Source organism: Pseudovibrio sp. M1P-2-3, from assembly GCF_031501865.1.
Lineage (GTDB): Bacteria > Pseudomonadota > Alphaproteobacteria > Rhizobiales > Stappiaceae > Pseudovibrio > Pseudovibrio corallicola.
In genome coordinates, this window is the sequence record NZ_JARRCW010000001.1 from 3,777,313 (window position 1) to 3,797,036 (window position 19,724).

At 49.2% G+C, this 19,724-nt stretch carries 16 protein-coding genes; 4 read left to right on the forward strand and 12 right to left on the reverse strand.

Annotation, left to right across the window (positions count from 1 at the left end):
- Positions 1 to 18 precede the first annotated feature (18 nt).
- The gene (speA, locus tag P6574_RS16590) at positions 19 to 1,908 is read right to left on the reverse strand and encodes a biosynthetic arginine decarboxylase (protein ID WP_310621367.1); all 1,890 of its coding nucleotides are present in this window, start codon (positions 1,906 to 1,908) and stop codon (positions 19 to 21) included.
- Positions 1,909 to 2,321: 413 nt separating this feature from the next.
- Here speA and P6574_RS16595 point away from each other — a divergent pair, with 413 nt between their 5' ends.
- A complete protein-coding gene (locus P6574_RS16595; RefSeq protein ID WP_310621368.1) occupies positions 2,322 to 3,647 on the forward strand; it encodes an amidase in 1,326 nt (441 codons plus the stop codon).
- A gap of 46 nt (positions 3,648 to 3,693) precedes the next feature.
- On the opposite strand, the gene P6574_RS16600 is transcribed toward P6574_RS16595, so the two are convergent.
- From P6574_RS16600 to P6574_RS16630, 7 genes are all read right to left on the reverse strand, one after another.
- Positions 3,694 to 5,076 carry an MATE family efflux transporter gene (locus P6574_RS16600; RefSeq protein WP_310621369.1) on the reverse strand — a complete coding sequence of 461 codons (1,383 nt, stop codon included), beginning with the start codon at positions 5,074 to 5,076 and terminating at the stop codon, positions 3,694 to 3,696.
- A 96-nt stretch (positions 5,077 to 5,172) separates the two neighbouring features.
- The gene (locus tag P6574_RS16605) at positions 5,173 to 5,607 is read right to left on the reverse strand and encodes a glyoxalase superfamily protein (protein WP_310621370.1); all 435 of its coding nucleotides are present in this window, start codon (positions 5,605 to 5,607) and stop codon (positions 5,173 to 5,175) included.
- Positions 5,608 to 5,891: 284 nt separating this feature from the next.
- Positions 5,892 to 6,626 (reverse strand): TSUP family transporter, encoded by a 735-nt coding sequence (locus tag P6574_RS16610; RefSeq protein WP_310621371.1) that lies wholly within the window; start codon positions 6,624 to 6,626, stop codon positions 5,892 to 5,894.
- 218 nt (positions 6,627 to 6,844) lie between these two features.
- Positions 6,845 to 8,011: a DUF1513 domain-containing protein gene (locus P6574_RS16615; RefSeq protein ID WP_310621372.1), complete on the reverse strand. Its 1,167-nt coding sequence runs from the start codon at positions 8,009 to 8,011 to the stop codon at positions 6,845 to 6,847.
- A 2-nt stretch (positions 8,012 to 8,013) separates the two neighbouring features.
- On the reverse strand, positions 8,014 to 9,111 hold the full coding sequence (locus P6574_RS16620) for an imelysin family protein (RefSeq protein WP_310621373.1): 1,098 nt from the start codon (positions 9,109 to 9,111) through the stop codon (positions 8,014 to 8,016).
- Complete coding sequence (locus P6574_RS16625; protein ID WP_310621374.1) at positions 9,112 to 10,656, reverse strand: di-heme oxidoreductase family protein; 1,545 nt, start codon at positions 10,654 to 10,656, stop codon at positions 9,112 to 9,114.
- An 84-nt stretch (positions 10,657 to 10,740) separates the two neighbouring features.
- Positions 10,741 to 12,009, reverse strand: coding sequence for an imelysin family protein (locus tag P6574_RS16630; RefSeq protein ID WP_405048109.1), 1,269 nt, complete (start codon positions 12,007 to 12,009; stop codon positions 10,741 to 10,743).
- A 340-nt stretch (positions 12,010 to 12,349) separates the two neighbouring features.
- On the opposite strand from P6574_RS16630, the gene P6574_RS16635 reads away from it, so the two are divergent.
- Positions 12,350 to 13,063: a Rossmann-fold NAD(P)-binding domain-containing protein gene (locus P6574_RS16635; protein ID WP_310621375.1), complete on the forward strand. Its 714-nt coding sequence runs from the start codon at positions 12,350 to 12,352 to the stop codon at positions 13,061 to 13,063.
- 32 nt (positions 13,064 to 13,095) lie between these two features.
- Here the strand turns inward: P6574_RS16635 and egtD are convergent, their stop codons facing one another.
- Together egtD and egtB are read right to left on the reverse strand one after the other, a co-directional pair.
- A complete protein-coding gene (gene egtD / locus P6574_RS16640) occupies positions 13,096 to 14,091 on the reverse strand; it encodes an L-histidine N(alpha)-methyltransferase (RefSeq protein ID WP_310621376.1) in 996 nt (331 codons plus the stop codon).
- Complete coding sequence (gene egtB, locus P6574_RS16645; protein WP_310621377.1) at positions 14,091 to 15,380, reverse strand: ergothioneine biosynthesis protein EgtB; 1,290 nt, start codon at positions 15,378 to 15,380, stop codon at positions 14,091 to 14,093. Before egtB ends, egtD begins: the two co-directional genes overlap by 1 nt.
- A 528-nt stretch (positions 15,381 to 15,908) precedes the next feature.
- Here egtB and panB point away from each other — a divergent pair.
- Entirely contained in the window at positions 15,909 to 16,727 is an 819-nt protein-coding gene (panB, locus tag P6574_RS16650) for a 3-methyl-2-oxobutanoate hydroxymethyltransferase (protein WP_310621378.1), read from the forward strand.
- 48 nt (positions 16,728 to 16,775) lie between these two features.
- On the opposite strand, the gene P6574_RS16655 is transcribed toward panB, so the two are convergent.
- Positions 16,776 to 17,681 carry a LysR family transcriptional regulator gene (locus P6574_RS16655; RefSeq protein WP_310621379.1) on the reverse strand — a complete coding sequence of 302 codons (906 nt, stop codon included), beginning with the start codon at positions 17,679 to 17,681 and terminating at the stop codon, positions 16,776 to 16,778.
- Between the two features lie 372 nt (positions 17,682 to 18,053).
- Here P6574_RS16655 and P6574_RS16660 point away from each other — a divergent pair, with 372 nt between their 5' ends.
- The gene (locus tag P6574_RS16660) at positions 18,054 to 18,449 is read left to right on the forward strand and encodes a DUF427 domain-containing protein (protein ID WP_310621380.1); all 396 of its coding nucleotides are present in this window, start codon (positions 18,054 to 18,056) and stop codon (positions 18,447 to 18,449) included.
- A gap of 55 nt (positions 18,450 to 18,504) precedes the next feature.
- Here the strand turns inward: P6574_RS16660 and P6574_RS16665 are convergent, their stop codons facing one another.
- Positions 18,505 to 19,563: an extracellular solute-binding protein gene (locus P6574_RS16665; protein ID WP_310621381.1), complete on the reverse strand. Its 1,059-nt coding sequence runs from the start codon at positions 19,561 to 19,563 to the stop codon at positions 18,505 to 18,507.
- Positions 19,564 to 19,724: the final 161 nt, after the last annotated feature.

Here is a 19,724-nt window from a genome sequence, read left to right on the forward strand (position 1 = left end):
TGAGCCTCCAGTTAGAGATTATTCGTAGTAAGTGTAACCGTTGATGCTGTCCCGATAGGCAGCCATCAAAGTGCGACGATCAGAATTCTTGATTTTACCCAGTGAAATTGCGCGATCAATCATTTTGCGGAAAGTATCGACACAGTCGCGTGGGTCATATTCCACGTAGGACAGAACCTGAGAGATGGTATCCCCTTCCACTTCTTGCAGAAGGTCAAAACCGCCATCTTCGCGCAGTTCAATAGTCGCCACATTGGTATCGCCAAACAGGTTATGCAGATCGCCCAGCGTTTCTTGATAGGCCCCCACAAAGAACACGCCCATGTAGTAGGGCTTATCCTCTGTCAGGCTGTGCACCGGAAGCGAGGGAGACATGCCGTCCGCCAGAATGAACTGGTCCACCTTGCCATCAGAATCGCAGGTGATATCAGAAAGTACCGCGCGCCTGTCCGGCTCTTCATTGAGCTGCTGCAGTGGCACAATTGGGTGGATTTGATCAATGGCCCACACATCTGGCAGGGACTGGAACAGGGAGAAGTTACAGTGATAGATATCAACCTGTTTAGCCAAATGGGTTTCAATCTCCGGTCGGCTCTCAACAGTGCGGGCCAGAGCTTTAATATGCGCCATTAAATTGAGGTAGATACGCTCCGCCCGCCCCATCTGGCGTAAACCGATATAGCCACGGCGGAAAAGTGCCCGCAGCTCATTGCGATAGAAGTCTGCATCATTCACACACTCCTGCATGCGCTCGGCGGTCAAATACCCGCGAATAGCAGCGAGGTCGGAAACCAGATGGTGATCATCCTCTTCCACGTCCGGCGCTGTTGCGGCATCAAACAGGGTTGTTTCCAAAACGTTAAACAGCAGCATCGACGATGTGGCAACTACAGCGCGTCCGCTCTCTGTCACCAATACAGGATGATCCAGCTCAGCTTCATCCATGGCATAGCAAACCGTTTCGACCACCGCATCGCAGTACTCTTCAACGGAATAGTTGATGGAGTTTTCGCTGGCTTTTTTCTCACCTGTGTAGTCAATACCAAGGCCGCCGCCAAGGTCCAAATGGGTCAGCGGCACCCCTTCACTCTTCAACTCGGAAAAATACCGGCAAGCTTCATTCACCGCGCGGCGCACATCGTTCACATCAGGCACTTGCGAGCCAAGGTGAGAGTGCTGCAGCTTCAGGCAGTGAAGCAGGTTATGGTCACGCAGTTTATCAAGAACCGAAACCAGCTGATCGGTATTCATGCCGAAGGTGGAACGGTCGCCAGAGCTTTCCGCCCAGTTTCCGCCAATCTGGTTGGTCAGCTTTACGCGCACACCAAGAAGCGGCTCTTCGCCCAATTCCTCGACAACAGAAATAACCGTGTCCAGCTCTTTCGGGCTTTCCAGAACGATGATGGTGTTAAAACCGATCTTGCGGGATAAAATGGCAAGGCGGATGAACTCTTCGTCTTTCACCCCGTTACACACGATCAAAGCATCATCAGGCAAACGGTGCGCCAGCGCGATCACCAGTTCAGGCTTTGAGCCAGCTTCAAGCCCATAAGAATACTCGCGTCCGTATTCAACAATACGGTCTACAACCTGCGCCTGCTGGTTCACCTTGATAGGGAACACACCGCGATAAACGCCTTTATACCCCACCCGCTTGATGGATGCGGCAAAGCTGTTGTTGATCCGGTGGATTTCATTTTGCAAAAACGAACTGACCCGCAGCAACAGCGGCGAAGAAATTCCACGCTGTTCAAGATCTGAAACGATTTCTGGAAGACTGATTTTTGGAGCATCTGGCTTGAGCGGATTGCTGAGCCCGATATCACCATTGGGCAGTACGGAAATAAGCCCTTTGCCCCAACGGTCTAGTCCATAAACGGAGTGAGGAGCACCTTCGTGGTTGCGCAACCGTTTATCCCTTTCTAGTCCACGTACGAAGCTATAAACGCCGCGTACTGCTGATCATGAGTGAAAACCGCGCATCCATTCCTTTTTTAAGCTTCACACGTTGTAACAAACGGTTATCTTGGCCCCTCTTGCACGAAGCCTTTCCGCTCTACTCTTTCCGAAGCGTTTTTGGTAAAAACACGGTATTTGCGTAAATTCTCGATTAGCTCTCATATGTCAATAAAAACTATCATTTATGCGCAAAATATCCAGCGAAATGGAAAGGTAAAATGTTGAAGAGAGGATATATTGAGAGTTTCTCGTATAAAGGGTATCCTGCCCCATTAACCCCTTAATTCCTATATACTGATCCGTAGATTTTTGAAAATCTCAATCTCCTGTAGGCTTACTCCGTCGTTTAGGGGAGAAGCGCAATGCTCTATGAAAACTCAGCCACAAAAAACCTAGGGAAACTCAAGTCAGGAGAAATTACTTCTGTCCAGCTTGTAAAGTCCTATTTGGAGCGCATTAACGAGACGGATAGATCCATTCAAGCGTGGGCTAGTCTTGATCCTGACTTTGCCCTGGATCAGGCTGAAAAATGGGACGAAATATATGCCAAAGGGCTGCCACTTGGCACCTTGCATGGTCTCCCCATCGGCATCAAAGATATTATTGATACCAAAGATTTTCCGACAGAATGGGGCACACCGGTTTTCAAAGGAAGACAACCCAAACATGATGCCTTCCTTGTGGCCAGATTAAAGGAGGCTGGGGCCGTTTTACTAGGGAAAACAACCTGCACAGAGTTTGCACTTTTTTCTCCTTCCAAAACACACAACCCACACAATCCAGACTACACACCGGGAGGGTCGTCTTCTGGTTCGGCGGCGGCTACCGCCGCAAAACAAATCCCCCTAGCGCTTGGAACACAAACCGACAGTTCACTTATTTGTCCCGCATCATATTGCGGCACTTACGCATTCAAGCCCACCATCGGCGTCCTTTCCCGTCGTGGTCTTGAACCAATAAGTCAGCATTTCGACCAGCCCGGGATCTTCGCCAATTCAATAGAAGACCTGATTTTACTTGGAGACTGCCTGAGTGCATATGATCCGCGCGACCCTTTGAGCTACCCTCGACCGCGCCCTCAACTGTCCACGGCTCTCACGTCTCCCTTGTCAAAACCACCTCGTTTTGTATGGTTCGACCTACCCTATGCGGACCAGCTGGATGAACAATCAAGGCAACTCTTTGAAGATCTGCTAAGCCGACTGAATGGAAAGGTCACCCGCATTAAAGCGCCCTCCAGCTTTGATGATTATGTTTCTGCCCTCGTCAGCACCTATTCCTATGAGATTTCCAGATACCAAAACCACATATATTCAAAGAACTGGAATCAGCTCAGTGAAGAAATGCAGTCTTTTGTAAAGACTTGCGAAGGTTTGACCCAAACACACTATGACAACGCTTTAAAACTGAAGAACCAATGCGATGCCTATTTCAGTACATTTTTTGAGAGTTTCGATGCAGTCCTAACGCCCAGCTCAACCGGAATAGCGCCAAAGTTTGAGGAGGGAATTGGAAACCCGGTCTTCTGCTCTCTTTGGACCTTTGCTGGCCTTCCGGCACTAAACCTTCCTATTTTCATTTCGGAAAATGGAATGCCGGTTGGCTTACAGATGATTGGAGCCAGAGAACGAGACAGTGAATTACTTGCCTCTGCCGCTTGGTTAGAAGACGAATTACGTGCTTCTTAAAGACATTGAAGGGGGCCTTGGCTCCCTCCAACTATTTGGCTCAGGCTTAGGCTCGTGCCACCTGCCAAAGGTTGCCCTTACCTTTTGGCCCGGTTGCCACAACGACCAGCGTCAACAGTGCCACGAGCACCTCTGTCACCGGCATCACGTACCAGATGCTGTCTCCCCCCACGATCGCCGGAACCACCAGCATGAGAGGGATTGAAAACAGGTAGTTACGAGAGAGGTTCAAAATACTTGAACGTTTTGCATCGCCAATAGCTTGAAAATAAGTCCCAACCATCATGGTTGGGCCAAACAGGAACAAGCCCATGGTGCAGATACGCAGAATTTTGGAAGCCTCTGCCGCGATTGCAACATCTTCAACAAACAGGTAGCCCAGCATATCTGCAGTGAGATAGTAGAAGATCTGAACTCCAACACAGTAAACAATGGCGATACCAAGCACGACTTTAAAAGCCTGCCCAGTACGCTGCATATCCCCTGCGCCGTAGTTATTGCCCACGATGCTTTGCAGGGCCAGCGAGACCCCAAGCATGGGCAGGAACGTAAACGTCAAGAAGCGGGTGATGATGCCGTAAGCCCCAGCCTGAACCTCATAGTTGTCTCCGCCCCAAAGCTGCAGTGAAAAGATCGTCGCAACAGACATGAGAGAAACACCGATATACCCTAGGCTAAACGGCGCACCCAGTGCAATAAACGCACGCCAGTTTTTCGTGGTCACCTCTTTGATGTGCTCCAGTTTCACAACTGAATTCCCGATAAAGGCAAGATATATAAGGAATGCTAACGCGCTGCAGGTTTGGGCTGCGAGCGTGCCATAGGCCGAGCCGGCAACGCCCCAGTTCAGCTGCACGATAAACACATAATTGAACACCACATTGAGCGCGACGCCAGTTATGGAAAAAAGAGCAACCACCCCCGCTCGGCCGGAACAGCGCATAACATCGGAACTGACAGCGAGAAAGAATCCAACCGCACTTCCGTAGATAAGGATGGACATATAGGCATAGCCAAAGCCTGCCAACTCAAGATCCCCCTTGGCCGCCCAAGTGGTCACCATGCTTCCGCCCCAGCTAAACACCAGCATCAGGAACAGGCAAACAATGGCGGAAAGCGCCAGAGCTTCAAAGTAGGAAGCTCCCGCCGCTTTTGTATCTCCTGCGCCCAGAAGGCGCGAAAACACACTTGCAAAGCCGCTGGAGACCCAAGTGGAAAAGGCAATCAACAACATGAAGAGCGGAAACATGAGCGTGACAGCCGTCAGTTCCCGCGGACCGACAAATACACCCAGAAAATAGGCATCAATTAAATTAAACAGGCCATTGACCAACATCATCAAGATGATGGGGGACGCCGTTTTCGCAAAGAGTTTTGGAAGGGAACCAGACAAGAAGATATTGTCTGTTCCCACTGCCTTTTGTGACATGTATTTTCCTTGAGAGCCCGCAAACAAAACCCAGCAGCAGCGGACAAAATGAGTTCAATATTCAGTGACCCTAGTCAATGTATTTTATAAAGACAACTAGAGATCGAGCCGCAAGTGAGGCTCTCCATCAGACGTTTTCTCTCCCGTTTGGCCTCTCGAGTTAATGAGAACCGATATTCGAGAGCGCAAGATTTTCATGCTTTCAAACGCCGAGACATCAACAGGCTCGATAAGCTGCAGGGTGATCCGGCGCATCTGGCTATCCTGCGCTCCGTGCAGGCCAATGACTTCCGCTTCAAACGGCTGTTTAAGATAAGTTCCCCTTACCCGAGCACCCACAGCAATGGGACGGCTCCCATTGCCAGCTTTCGCGTGCAATGTGTTCCAGTTTTTAAAGCCAAGCTGTTTGGAGAGTATTTCCAAGGACTGGCTGTGCCCCAACCGAACGCCCCGATCTTGCAATTCGGCACGCAGCCGTTTTGCCTGTTCCTTCAGCTCTTGAACGCTTGGAAAAGTGTATGGCTGATCCATCACCGATGCTCCGTTAGCGCATGCTTTTTGATGAATGGTGCCCACATTGCCAATCTACCCCGCATGCTGTGCATGGAAATGATCTGACCTTAAACGAAGAACTTCACCATCATGAAACACGGTGGGCGGCAGGTGTCTTCAACCTTCCCCGTGGGTAGCACTCAACTGATCTTGCTGTCAAGGATGGCCAATTATACCGTCTAACCGAGCGACATCAGAGTGCAAGTGATAACCTCGGTAAAGTCGCTCGGATCTTATTGATATCGCACTCCTTCGGTTTCACCTCAGAAGCTACGAGTGAGCAAAAGCAGCGCAGATAACGCCGCCAAACCCAGAGCCCAAGGACGGATTTCTTGTCGTTCAAAATTATTTGCCAAAGGTCGTGACACAATTAAACCCAATAGAACAAAAGGAACCAAAGTCGCTGCGAACACAAGTTGTGATATGGTAAGAACACCCGCTACTGAAAGAGCGGCGATTGAGATTAAAGTTCCAAATCCATAGAAAGCGTTTTGTGTTGCGGCCGCACGTCGTGTCTCCACGGTTGAATAGAGGATCGCCATCGGCGGTGCTCCAACTCCCATGAGAGTGCTCATAATACCGCTAATGCCCCCAGCTGCGAAAAGCGACGTCTTTGTAATAGAAATCGTCATCCCGATTAGGCTTAATCCAACTGCAAGCAGTACAATACTTCCAACTATTATTGGTAGTATTTCCGTACCAATAACAGCCGCTGCTATGTAAGCAGCTATAGCAGCGCCGAAAATTCTCCCAGCAAAGCCTGGTGGTAAATCTCTCCAGATAACAGCATTATTTGCGTTCAAAAGAGCACCAGCTCCCACCACGGACCCAACCAATATTACAGAACCTGGCAACCATTCAGGCGCGACCAGAGCCATAACGGGCGCAGCAAACATTCCGTAGCCAGCTCCCGAAAGGCGTTGCACAAGTGTACCTATTACGACTGTAGCCGCACAAATAATCCAAGGAACAAATTCAGGTAGAAGTGTTTGAGACATTCGTACTTAACATTATTATCAAGGCAAATAGCTGCAACCTAACGATCTTTGCCTGCAATTTGTGGCGTTTAATATTTTGAGGAGTATCTACAAAATATGCATCTTTATATTGAATGCGAAATCACAACATTAAGGCCACTTAAAGCCATGCGAAATAGTACTTTAGCTAAATATCCACTATGGCTAAAACTAGCTTCGCCATTGGCAGAATAAAGCCTCTACCCAATAGGGATCAGATGATTATCCCAGCTGATGCCTGTGTGGTAAGCCAGCACCTCGGCATAGTCCTTAGCATCTTCGAGGTAGCGTACTCCGCCATTTCCATCGCTGATCAGGAAGGCTTGCTGGTCTATAGGGGCAACTCCGCAGCCATCAGGAATGTCTTGTGCGCCAATCAATGTGAGATCCTCACTCTTCCAGAAGAGAACCTTACCGCCACGAGGGCAACTTGTCGCCACAACTGAGCCATCCCGATTGGCAGTCACACTGCCGATGTAGTTTTGAAGGCCATCTTGCAAGGTGCCGGGCATCTCCAACAGCTTTGGTTCGCCGTCCCGCGTTATGGCAGCAACAAGAGGAGGATTATGGCTCGTTGGACCTTGATATTGCCCACCAATCCATACCTTTCCCTCACCGTCCTGAGACATGTGGCGGAGGGAAAGTTGGTGCAAGGATGTTGGCAGCTCGTTCCGTACGAGTAACTCTCCCGTCTTGGGATCAACCCAGCTCACGTTAGGTTTCATGCTGTCGATATTCAGCTTTTCCCTCGCCTTGTCGGGCCGAGTATAGATCCCCCCATTGGCGACGACCAGAGCACCTGTTTTCTGACAGACCAGTACATCATGGGGACCGACCCCGTGACTCTCAATCTCACCCAAGCGTTTTGGGCTTGTACCGCTCAGATCATAAATTCCAATCACGCCGCGTTTCGATTGCCAGTCATTTTCCGGTGCATAGAGAAGCTTTCCATCGGATGAGAAAACTCCATGCCCATAAAAATGCCGGTCATCAGGACTGGTGAAAACCTTGGTGTTTTGCGTCCCGTTCCCGTCCATCAAAACGGCGAAATTTCCCGGTCGGCGCGCAAAAGCAATCAACTTGCCGGAATTCCGATCAAAGCTGATGGAGTGACCACGATCAGGCAAGGGAGCTGTAAACACAATCTGCCCTGCCCCGTCGAAAACAGAAAGGCCAAAGCTGCCATCATTGTTGCGCCGCGCATTAGCAAACAGGGGTTCATTTTCGCCCACACCAAACAACTTGGAAAAGTTGGCTGCATGCAGGTCTTGGCTTTTTGCAGTGCCGCCAACCAGCGAGGCCACAGCAACACCTGCCAAGCCGCTCAGCAAACCACGGCGCGTTATCGCATGGAATTTGGAGGACATGATCAGTCCCCATCCAGCGCATTAAAGCCGCCGGAAAGGCCAAGGTAGCCCGAGATATCCGTCGCCAGAACCTCTTTCACACCGTCAACAATCACAATGAGATAGGAAAGCTGATCACGCACATCCGGCTCGCGGGCAGTTTCATTCAACGGCCCCCTGATAGTCTCCAGCGTACGCTGCGCGTTCATGAATTCAAACGTGAGGCTATCGGTTGCCCATTTCTGATCCTCAGTCAGCCCTTCCGCATAATCTGCAGCTTGAATAGAACTGTCTATGCCATGCAGGTTTGCAGAAAGGTAGGCCAGCGCATTATGGCTTCTGGCAAAGGGCGCACGGTAGGGCTTGGCTTTTTCCGCAGTTTTTCCAACCACTGGCAACAGGATCTGATCTTTCACAATCACCAGAGCTGTCACGAGGGAGTTATAGGTCAGCTCTGCCGCTTCCCGATCCGTCTTGATAAGCTGATGAGACGGATCGGGATCAAGAAGCTCCTTGGAATATCCATCTGGATCATTCCACTCCGCAACCAATTCCTTTGCTGTCAGAACGAGACGCTGGCCAATCGCATTTGCATAAGAACAGACAAACGCCTCGTTATCAGTACCCGTTCCCAATATCACTTGCCCGTCACTACCAAAGGCAATGCGCTCCAGTGCTGTCAAACCTTGCAGGGCCACACTTTTGGTTTTCAAGGTCGCTGCCTTGGTCGCTTTTTCATCCGGGTTGGCCAACAGCTTGTTGATTTGCCGTCTGGTCACACTCCGGCTATCTGGCAGGAACGCCAGACGCTGGGAGCGGTTTTCCGCAGCAAGTGGCCCAAAGCGCAGAAAGTCCACCTGTGCCAGCGCTTTCACACTGGCGGTAAAGGCTCCCGAAAACGCTTTTTGTGCACTCTCAGAGGGAGTACTGCACACCACTTCGGTTGCGCCTTCCAGTCCCTCAAACACGCTCACCATTCGGGTAAACTGGGGCCGGATATAATTCTCCACCAGCCGCTTGTTGTAGGTTCTGTAATCCTCAGCCATTACTTGTGGGCTAAACAAAAGACCGGTGGTTACAACAGCAAGACCAAGGAGACGAGAAACACGCGCGGCAACCATTTACAAGGACTCCAGAAAACGGATCAGGTCTGCCCGATCTTGGCTAGGCATGGAAACAACCGCTTGCTTTGCAGCTTCCGCCTCTCCGCCGTGCCACAATACAGCTTCCAATAGATTTCGGGCACGCCCGTCATGCAAGAAGAAGGTATGCTTGTTCACGGTCTTGGTAAGCCCAATGCCCCAAAGTGGTGGCGTTTTCCATTCTCTGCCATTGGCATAGCCCACAGGACGGCCATCAGCAAGACCTTCACCCATGTCATGCAGCAGCAAGTCGGTGTAAGGCCAGATCAACTGGAACTGATGCGCTTTTGTTGGCGCATCGCGGCGGGTAACATATTTGGGCGTATGGCAACTTGCACAACCACTTTCGTAGAACACTTGCTTGCCCGCAAGAACCTGTGGGTCTGTTGTGTCGCGGCGCCGTGGAACAGCAAGATTTTGAGAGTAGAATGTCACCAGCTCCATCACAGGGTCCGGCCCTTCGGTTGGCCCAAGGTTTTCCTGCTCTCCCGTTGCAAATTCAAAACACCGGGTCTGTGCTGGCATACAATCGCCATAAGAGTTCGGCTTATCAGGTGTGGAAAGGCCGATATCTCCGGAAAATGCCCCAGCTGTTTGCGAGCGCACAGTGACATTTCCACCCTTCCAGCCAAACCGGCCCAGTTCGTTTTCGCCGGACGCCTCATTGTAAACCCAGCTAACCCGCCCCGAAATGCCATCATTATCAGCATCCTCGGGATCTTGCTTAGCCAGAATATCGCCCTCATGGATGGCTTCCAGAAGTCCAAGACCAATCATTGGCGGCGCAACACGAGGTGAGACAAGCGTATTGTCCCCAAGAGGGCCATACCCTAGATTTTCGATTGAGTAGGTTGGTTTGCGTAGTGAGGCCGTCTCACCGTCAGAGAGTTCCACTGGAATCTCTGTATAAGTGATTTTTGGTTCACCCTCACCAGCCAAACCGGTCACGGCAAAAGATTGGAGCTGCCCCCCATAAACAGGGTGCGGCAGGCTGGCCACCTTCCCACTTTCCAAAAGCGCCCTTTCTGCATCCGTTGAAGGTTCAACAGACAAACGCAAGAACAAGGAAACAGCCCGTTCCCCTTCATAGGGAGGACGGCCGCGTCCGTCTTTCAGGTGACACCCCTGACAGGAGCGTGCATTGAACAGGGGACCAAGGCCATCGGAGGCTTTGGTGGATGCAGGAGAAGAGGTCCAGAGTTTTCGAAAAAGGCCGTTACCGACTCTGAACTTTTGTTGTTCTTCAAAGCTCAGGTTCTGGCTTGGGTGAGAAAATGCGTCCCGGTTCACACGCTTTCGAGAGGTCGCCTTACCTGCCTGCATCTCTTCAAAGGCTTCACCTTTTTCGAAGCTGGCCAGTGGGGCGGTGACTTGTGCAGCGCGCTGGCGATCCTTGAGGGAAAGGTCATCGCGATATTCCAAAGGAGACTGAGCACTGGCAGTGGAAAGGAGAAGAGCACCACAAGAGACGGTGATGGCTGACGCCCTCACAAGAAGGTGCGCGGCTAGACCGAAAGCTGGCATGATTTTACGCCTGATACCTAGAGCATTTTCAATTTGTACTAAAGAAAACACCCCACAAATTTGCGGGGTGTTTTGAGGAGTTTATTACTCGAAGACAGCGGACGGGTTGTCGAGACTGTCGGAACCCTCAAAGGCAATGTCTTCCAGATCCAATATCTGCACTGCGCGCTGAATGGACGCTGTTTGCGCAACCAGAGCATCAACACCGGCTTGAATAAGGGCGTTGCCCTCTGCGTTGTCTTCACCAATCATCTGGTCGTAGGCTTCACCGCCTTCAGCACGATCCACGATTTTCTGGAAGGCTGCAACGGTAGCGTTCAAATCAGCTTCCAGCTCTTCAGAAAGTTTCGCGTCTTTTGCAGCAATAAGCTCTTTCAAGGAAGGACCGGAAAGGGTGCTGCCGTCAACGCGGGAATAACCGCCGAGGAACACGTTACGAATACCAACCACATCGTTGTAGTGGGAAAAGTGTGTGTTGTCAGAGAAGCAGTCATGCTCTTCTTCAGGATCATGCAACATCAGACCAAGCTTGATGCGCTCGCCAGCCAGCTCACCATAGGAAAGGGAACCCATTCCAGTCAGAATGGTTGCCAGTCCGCCAGCTTCACCTTTGTCTGAAAGCTCTTTACGGCCTTCACCGTTTGCAGACCATGCAGCAACCATTTCTTCCAGATCAGAAATCAGAAGGCTTGTGGCAGCTTGCAAGTACTGCGCGCGGCGTTCACAGTTTCCGTTTGTGCAGTTTTCAGTATCAAAATCTGTTGCCGGACGGTTGCCAGCGCCAGGGCCTGTTCCATTCAGGTCCTGACCCCACAGCAGGAATTCAATTGCGTGATAACCGGTTGCAACGTTTGCTTCCACTTCACCAGCTTCCTGCAAAGTATCAGAAAGAAGAGAAGCTGTGATTTCAGTGGCATCCACTTCCTCACCAGCAATCATCAGCTTGGTGTTGGCAATGACGTTGGCCGCGTAGAACGGGTTTTCTTCAGATTCCGCGCCATAGGAAGCGTCGGTGTAGTCAATGAGGCCCTCATCCAAAGGCCATGCATTCACTTTACCTTCCCAGTCATCAACGATTGCATTGCCGAAGCGGTAAACTTCACTCTGCTGGTAAGGGTGACGAGCTTCAACCCAAGCAGCACGAGCCGCGCCCAGTGTTTCGTCCGAAGGGTTTTCAATCAGAGCGTTAACTGCGGATTGCAAACCTTTTGCGGTTGCCAGAGAATCCTCAAAGATCGCCTGAGCGATGTCACCATAGTTATCGAGAACTTCATTGGAGCTTGCCGCATGACCGGCGCTAACCATTGTACTCATAGCAACTGCAGAAAGCAGTGTTGCAGCCATTTTACGCATTCAAAAACCTCTTTCTAAAAATATCGTCGTATCCCCACCGCTTTTGGAATGCGGCATTGTCCAATCTCGTTTATTGATGTCTATATCTTCCGCTACATTACAAATAGTCAACATATAAGCGTTAAATTTCAATAATTTAGAAACGTTCAAAACTAGACTCACACAATCAACATATTGAAAATATTACTTTTACAGTCATATTTTACAAAAATGGCCGCTGTGTTTTTATGGGGACTTTTGCTTTTGCAACGCATTCCGAACATTCGCCTCACCTAAGGTTTCTTAAGGAAAAACCCTTATTTTCTACCGATAAAGGAATCACTTAAGGGAGAAATCAGAGGTGAAACAGGCAGCAATTTTCGGTGCCTCTGGTGCAATTGGTTCAGCCCTTCTCTCTCACCTGAACGCTCAAAATAGGTTTGATCGTATTCATGCGGTCTCCCGCAGCCTGTTACCGCCTACTCTCCACTTTCAAACTATGCAATTTCACCACCTCAAAGCAGACAATTTGAAAGCCTGTTGTGATCGCATAACCGAAAGCGGACCTCTTTCCCTTGTCATTGTGACCAGTGGTGTATTGCAAACACCAACGGCATCGCCCGAAAAAAGTGCTGGCGATATCAATATTTCTTCTATGCAGGAAATTTTTTCAGCAAATACCTTTTTTCCTGCCGCTATACTATCTCACTTATTACGTGTCATGCCCCGCAAACAGCCTTATAGCTTTGCAGCTCTTTCTGCTCGGGTAGGTAGCATTTCAGACAATCACCTTGGCGGCTGGTATAGCTACCGGGCATCAAAAGCGGCACTGAATATGGTTATAAAAACGGCCAGCATTGAGGCTACACGGTTAAACCCAAGATCTGTTATCGTTGGTCTACACCCAGGTACAGTCGCAAGTCCACTCTCTCACCCATTTCAACGGTTTGTACCAAAAGGCAAGCTGTTCACGCCTGAGTTTTCTGCTGCCTGCCTCTGGCGGGTTTTAGATGGTCTAACACCAAAGGAGACAGGGAAATGCTTTGCTTGGGACGGCAAGGAAGTTCCCGCCTAAAGAAAAACGTCCCGACCGGAAATAATCATATTTCATATCAGCTTGGTGTTTGTTCCACGAGATTTGTAAGGCAGCGCTTTTAGAAGCAAAACAGCAAAATATTGTCTGTTATCAGTCTCTAGGAATTCAATTTCCCAACCATTCGATTGCACCAGATGCTCCAAACTCTCAGGAGTAAATTTCCTTGAGCTTTCCGTATGAATACTCTCGCCCTTTGTCATGGAGAAGGTTCGTCCTGCGATCGAAAAAGATTGAGCACTCAGACTTTGAATATGCATTTCGATAGCGCTGTCTTCTGCGTTCCAGCGCGCCACATGAGAGAACTGGCGGGACTCAAAAGTTCCATGCAATTCCCGGTTTATACGTGTGAGCAGATTCAGATTGAACTCCCTTGTAACCCCCTGTGCATCATCATAGGCCGGAATGAGCACGTCGAGACTTTTGCAAAGATCAGCCCCCAAAATGAAATAGGAATCCTCCCCTAACTGCTGCCGCGCGCCCTTCATGAAGGCTGCTATTTCTGTGTCATTCAAGTTTCCAATGGTAGAACCGGGGAAGAACCCAACATGAGCTCCCTCTGCTCCCAAGCCCACATTCTCTTCCAAAGACAGGAAATCCCCCTCCATTGGACGTACACGCAAAGAAGGAAACTCTCGTTTCAGTGGAACCAACCCCTCTTCCATATGATCGAAGGAGATATCAAGAGGTACATATTCAAAAGGGTCTTGAGTAGCCTCCAGTAGAATTTGAGCCTTCTCCCCTGATCCCGCACCATACTCCACTAGTGATACACGAGGCCCCAGAATTTGACCAATTTTCGCGGCCAGTTTGTGTAATATGGAAAATTCGGTACGGGTTGGATAGTATTCAGGAAGCTCCGTAATGCGGTCAAAAAGTTCAGAGCCTTTTGCATCATAGAGCCAACGCGGAGACGTTTTCTTTTGATCCCTAGCGCATCCCTCCCAAATATCAAAGAGGAAGGGCTCGTTGTAATAAAGTGGTCTTTCGAGTTGAAATGAAAAAGACATCAAGCATTCTCCGCCAATCGTACTCCGGTAAATTGCCACCTTTTTTCGGGCTGAAAGAAGTTGCGGTAAGTATTTCGAATATGCCCCTCTGGCGTGACACAGGACCCGCCCTTCAAAACATACTGACCATTCATGAATTTGCCGTTGTATTCGCCAACCGCGCCTTCAGATAGTTTGAAGTTAGGGTATGCGGTAAATGGACTGCGCGTCCATTCCCACACATCGCCAAAAAGCTGACTGAGCCCCTCCCCTTGTACAGGAGCTGGCCGTAAGCGCCCGCTATCCTTGAAGTTTCCATTGATGGGGCGATCTTTTCCCGCCAGTTCCAGCTCAAACTCACTTGGCAACCTCTTACCTGCAAAGCTTGCAAAGGCATCAGCTTCAAAATAGCTCACATGGCAAACGGGCGCATCCAGGTCCACCGGCTGCATGCCCATTAAGGTCATGGACCACCATTCACCATCACGATTTTCCCAGTAAAGCGGAGCTGACCAGTCCTCTTCCTTTACAGTAGCCCATCCATCAGACAGCCACAGAGTTGGCGTTGTATAGCCTCCTCCCTCCATGAACTCAGTCCATTCCCTATTGGTGACAGCCCGTGTTGCCAGACGAAAGGGTTCAAGAAACCGCTGATGCCGCGCTCCTTCACAATCAAATGCAAACATTTTTCCCTCATGTCCAAAAGTCTCCATGCCTCCGTCAAATGCCTGCCATTGGACCTCATTGAGGGCGCCTGAGTTCACTTCCAAAGGAATAGAGGCAGCATACAGTGGACCTAATGGGTTTTGCGCCAAAAGATGCAAAATGTCGGTTAGAAAAAGCTCCTGATGTTGCTGCTCGTGATTGATCCCCAGCTCAATTAAAGCCTTCGCATGTTCATTCAGAGGAGATCGCATAAGCCGTTCCAAGCCCTCATCCACATGAGTGCGATAATCGAGAATTTCCTTCAAATGCGGCCGCGTAATCATGCCACGCCGAGGGCGAGGGTTCCGAGCACCCAAACTTTCATAGTAGGAATTGAAAAGGTACGGAAAGCGATCATTGAAAAGCGTGTAGCCTTTCAAGAACCGCCTCAGGACCACCGTTTCAAAAAACCATGTTGTATGGGCAAGGTGCCACTTTGAAGGGCTGGTATCCTCCATTGACTGAACCGTCGCATCCCCATCACTCAGGTTTTCCGCGAGCTGTTTCGTATTCGTCCGCACATGAAAAAGCTGCTCTCGCAATTTATGGATATTATTTTCCTGCCGCTTAAGGACCTTAAGCGGTGCCGCCCCGTTCTTTTCCATCGGTCCTATTCTCCTTTGATTAATCGATCACAAGTGGAGAGTTCTGTTAAGTTTCGAGGGGATTTGACGACAAAGCCAGTTAAATCCATGAATGCTATTCAAAAGCAGATTAAGCTTTGCCAACGCGACGTATGCGCCCTTCCTCATCCAGCATTCACAATTTCGTTTGCCAGCTTAAAGGAATAGACAAGTCCGTCAATTTTATGACAGACCAAAGGAAGATCATCACACTTAGGTCAACCACTATTAACGACAATTTGCGCAATTATATGCCCTAAGAAGCCTATCTATAAGTGTATATTTATCCCGTTTTTCCAGATGAATTAAAATTATATCTTAAACTAATCTCTGAAAAACCCGAAATTCCTACCTATTAGTTTAATTTGGACTAATTATACTTTACTGGAGATACCTGCACTTGATTAATGTTCTCAAATTGCAGTTACGGCTTTCCTTCGGGCAAAAGGTTATTTTCACCGGAAGGCCAAGACTATTTCAATAGAGATACCTTCACTAAAGGGTTTTAGCATGTCCAAAATGGCAGAAATAAAAAGAAACACCATAAGAGACATAATTGCAGCAAAGGGGCAAAGGAAGCTTGTCACCTTGACCGCCTACACGACACCTGTTGCGGAAATTCTGGATCGCCACTGTGACCTGCTGCTTGTGGGAGATTCTGTAGGTATGGTTCTGCATGGAATGAAAGATACCACTGCTGTCACTCTGGACATGATGATCATGCATGGCAAAGCGGTTATGCGTGGCTCTCAAAAAGCACTGGTTGTTGTTGATCTCCCCTTTGGCAGCTGCGAGGAAAGTCCCCAAGTGGCCTATCGCTCCGCCCTGCGTCTGATGCAGGAGACCGGCTGTCAGGCGGTTAAAATTGAGTATAACAAGTTTGCTGCGCAAACAGTTGAGTTCCTCGTGGAGCGCGGTATTCCTGTTGTCGGGCATATTGGCCTGCGCCCCCAGTATCTGAATGTTGATGGCGGCTATCGCGTTGCCGGAAAAACCGATGAAAGCAAAAGGGAACTCGTTCAAAACGCCAAGCAAATGGCGGCTGCGGGTTGTTTTGCAATCGTCCTTGAAGGCGTGGTCAGCCATATTGCCGGTGAGGTAACACACGCGGTTCCAGTTCCCACTATTGGTATCGGTGCCTCCACCGAGTGTGACGGACAAATTCTAGTAACCGATGACATGCTGGGTATGTTCCCGCGGACACCAAAGTTTGTACGCCGCTATGCCAATCTCATGGAGACAATCGACAGCGCTGTCAAACAGTATGCCGATGATGTGAAAGACCAGAGTTTCCCTTCGGAAAATGAGATGTACGGCGTCAGCCGATAGGATATTCCCCCTGTGAGATGACCAACTATTTCACAGGGGTATCTACGATTACGCGGGGCCAATGACACCAAAGTTTTTGAGACTTGTTTCCTTTTCCAAGGACGCAATGATGTGGTCCACAAACAACCGGGTTATGGAAGACTTGCGCGTATTACTTGCCCAATAGATATAATTGGAGAACGCTGGGAGCGCCGCATGCTGTAATACACGCTGAAGCCCTTCCGCTTCACCATTCATCTCCACCACAATAGGCAAGGTCGCAATTCCGAGGCCGCTTATGCAAAACTTCACTGCTGCAAACAGATCTTTAACTGTAATGCGAAAGTCGAGAGGGTCCTGCAAAGGGCCCGCCAGATTTTCAAAGACCCTATTCCAGCTCTCCTCGGAAAACCCGGGGGATTTTATCAAGGATACCTTTTGAACGACCTCCTCTATGTCCCAGCCCGATATTTTCTCGGCCAGATCGTTTGAGGCGTAAAAAGACAAAGGAGATGAAAACAGCCTTTTTTGTATGAGGTTGCGGTCTACAATCCGGTCAAATGTGATGACCATATCAAAGCAATCATTCACCGGATGAACCGGCTCGTTGGTGAACACGAGTTCAATGGCCACACTCTCATAGAGGGTCATAAAGCTGGAAATGTGATCAACCAGTTCCGTATTGGCCATAAAGGTAGGAAGCGAGATCCTTAACCGCCCTGTGGGAGCTGTCTGTGTCTGGGTCACAGCATCCACGCCAGCACTGACTGTCTCCATCATCAGCCTAGCAGTTTCAGCCAGTACTTTACCATCTTCAGTCAGATCCAGACGGCGGGAGCTTCTGCTGATCAAAGAGCAATCCAGTCTGACTTCAAGCTTGGAGATATGATGGGATATTACAGAAGGGGAAAGTCCCAGTTTTTTTCCTGCGCCACGAAATGACCCCTGCTCGACCACTGCGGCAAAAACTGCCATAGAACGCAAATTTTCAATCACTTTATTGCCAGCTTTCTTTTCGCTACAGGAGAAAGTAGCGCTTGCAGTTCTCAGCCCGTCTGATGCAGGAAAACAAAAAATGGATGGCTTCCCTATGCGTCAAAAGTGACGAAATTATAACCACCCTAATATGTAACATACACTCATATAGGTTTTATGCTGTGGAGTTCAATTTAGAATTTCATATTTCTGGAATTTTTGAATCTATCACCTTAGCTTGGTATCAGTGTTGTATTGCGCTTTCCCCGAACCTATGTGGGAACACGATAACCTAGCCTCTTACCGTGGCGCAAAATGCTGCTTTGCCACCTTCTCCAACGCAGCACAACAAGCCTGTTAAAGGAAAACCCAATGGCCAAACTCTCCGAGAAAGCCTCTAAGTCGGCGATTGTTAACCCCAAAGACCCAGAGCACTTTATGTTTCTGACCCCAATTTCAAACAGGGTTCGTGTCTACAAAGGTGAGGACCTGCTTGCAGACACGGCAAAGGCTATATACTTGCAGGAATTCAAGAGTGCTGCAGCGCCTCCTCGGTTGTATATTCCTTCTGAGGACATCAAGGCTCCTTTAACCAAAGAGGAAAAGACGACCTTCTGCCCAATAAAAGGCAATGCAAGTTACTATCTGCATGAGGGAATCGAGGTCGCTTGGGCGTATAATGATCCTCTTGATTTTGCTAAGGAAATTAAGGGATTTTGCAGTTTCTACGATCAGGAAGTCACGGTTCTTATAGGAAACAGTACTTAGGTATCACCACCTTCAAAGCCAAGTTCCCCGCTCACCCGACCATTAGGGTGAGCGGTTACTTTTCATCACTTTTCAAAAGGTTGACGGCGTCAAGACGGACAGCCTTTGGCAGTGAGACATAGCCAAGCGCCAGAGCGGTTTTCTTAGGTAAGCCCTCCAGCATGAATGTAGCAAGAGCACGAACAGCAGCAGCCTTCTTCGTATTCTTGTAGTGCTTGTCAATGAACAGCCAATAGAATGTTACAATCGGATAGGCCTCCGGCCCTTCCGGATCTATCAATAGCAAATTGAGCTCCGGGGGTGGGACAACTTTGAGATGGCTGAGTGCCTTCTGTGTGGCACGAACTGTTGGAGCCACATACTCACCTGACTTGTTTTGCAGCAGGGCAACTTGCGTGCCATTGGTAATCGAATAGGCAACAGGCACAAACCCGATTGACCCAATATCTTCCCCAATGGATTTAACCAGCTCGTAATTACTAGATACATACCGAGCATTTGCAGGCAGTAAAGCTGCAATATCCATAGAGGCCCCAATCTTGCGCCATACCGCGCTGTACTCTTTTATGTGGTTTGTGAATGCAAAGGTGGAACCACTTCCAATGCCACGCGCTATAATTTCTATGGGAAGGTCTGGTAGGGCTGCTCCCTGATTATCCCGCAAGATCACGGGATCGGACCAATTGACAATCGAACCGTCAAATATTCCAGCCAAAGCATCCCTGCTCAGTTTCAAGTTGCCGACATCTTTCAGGTTATAGACAACTGCAATACTGGTGGCCGCCACCGGCACTTCAAGAAACCGGTTATCCGTTTTGCCACTTCCAACGAAATGAAAAGGGGCGCTTGTAATTGCAAAATCAGTGTTTCCGTTTACGAACTCATAGGCACCACGTGCGCTCCCAACCTGAGAATAACTGATAGATATATTCGGATTCGCTTTCGAGAAAAGATCTAGGCTCTGCGTGTGCATAAAGGCTGGGAAGCCAGCTCCGGCTCCTTCCAGCATCACTGCCTCCTGCTGTTCAGCTGCACTAGGGGGCGATGCCAAGCAAAGACAAAATAGTGCCAGAAACTGCAGACTGTTATGAAATGTTCTTACTAGCGGAACCATAAACCCTGTTTCCCAGATCAACCAACAAAAAAACTATAGATGCGGTAAATTAAAAATCAGGGGCTGGCAGGAAAGGATTTCTCCCCTCAGTAATGAGAGTTTGGAAACCAAAAGCACACTCACATACCGAATTCACGTAAATGCCTTTGCATATGAATTTG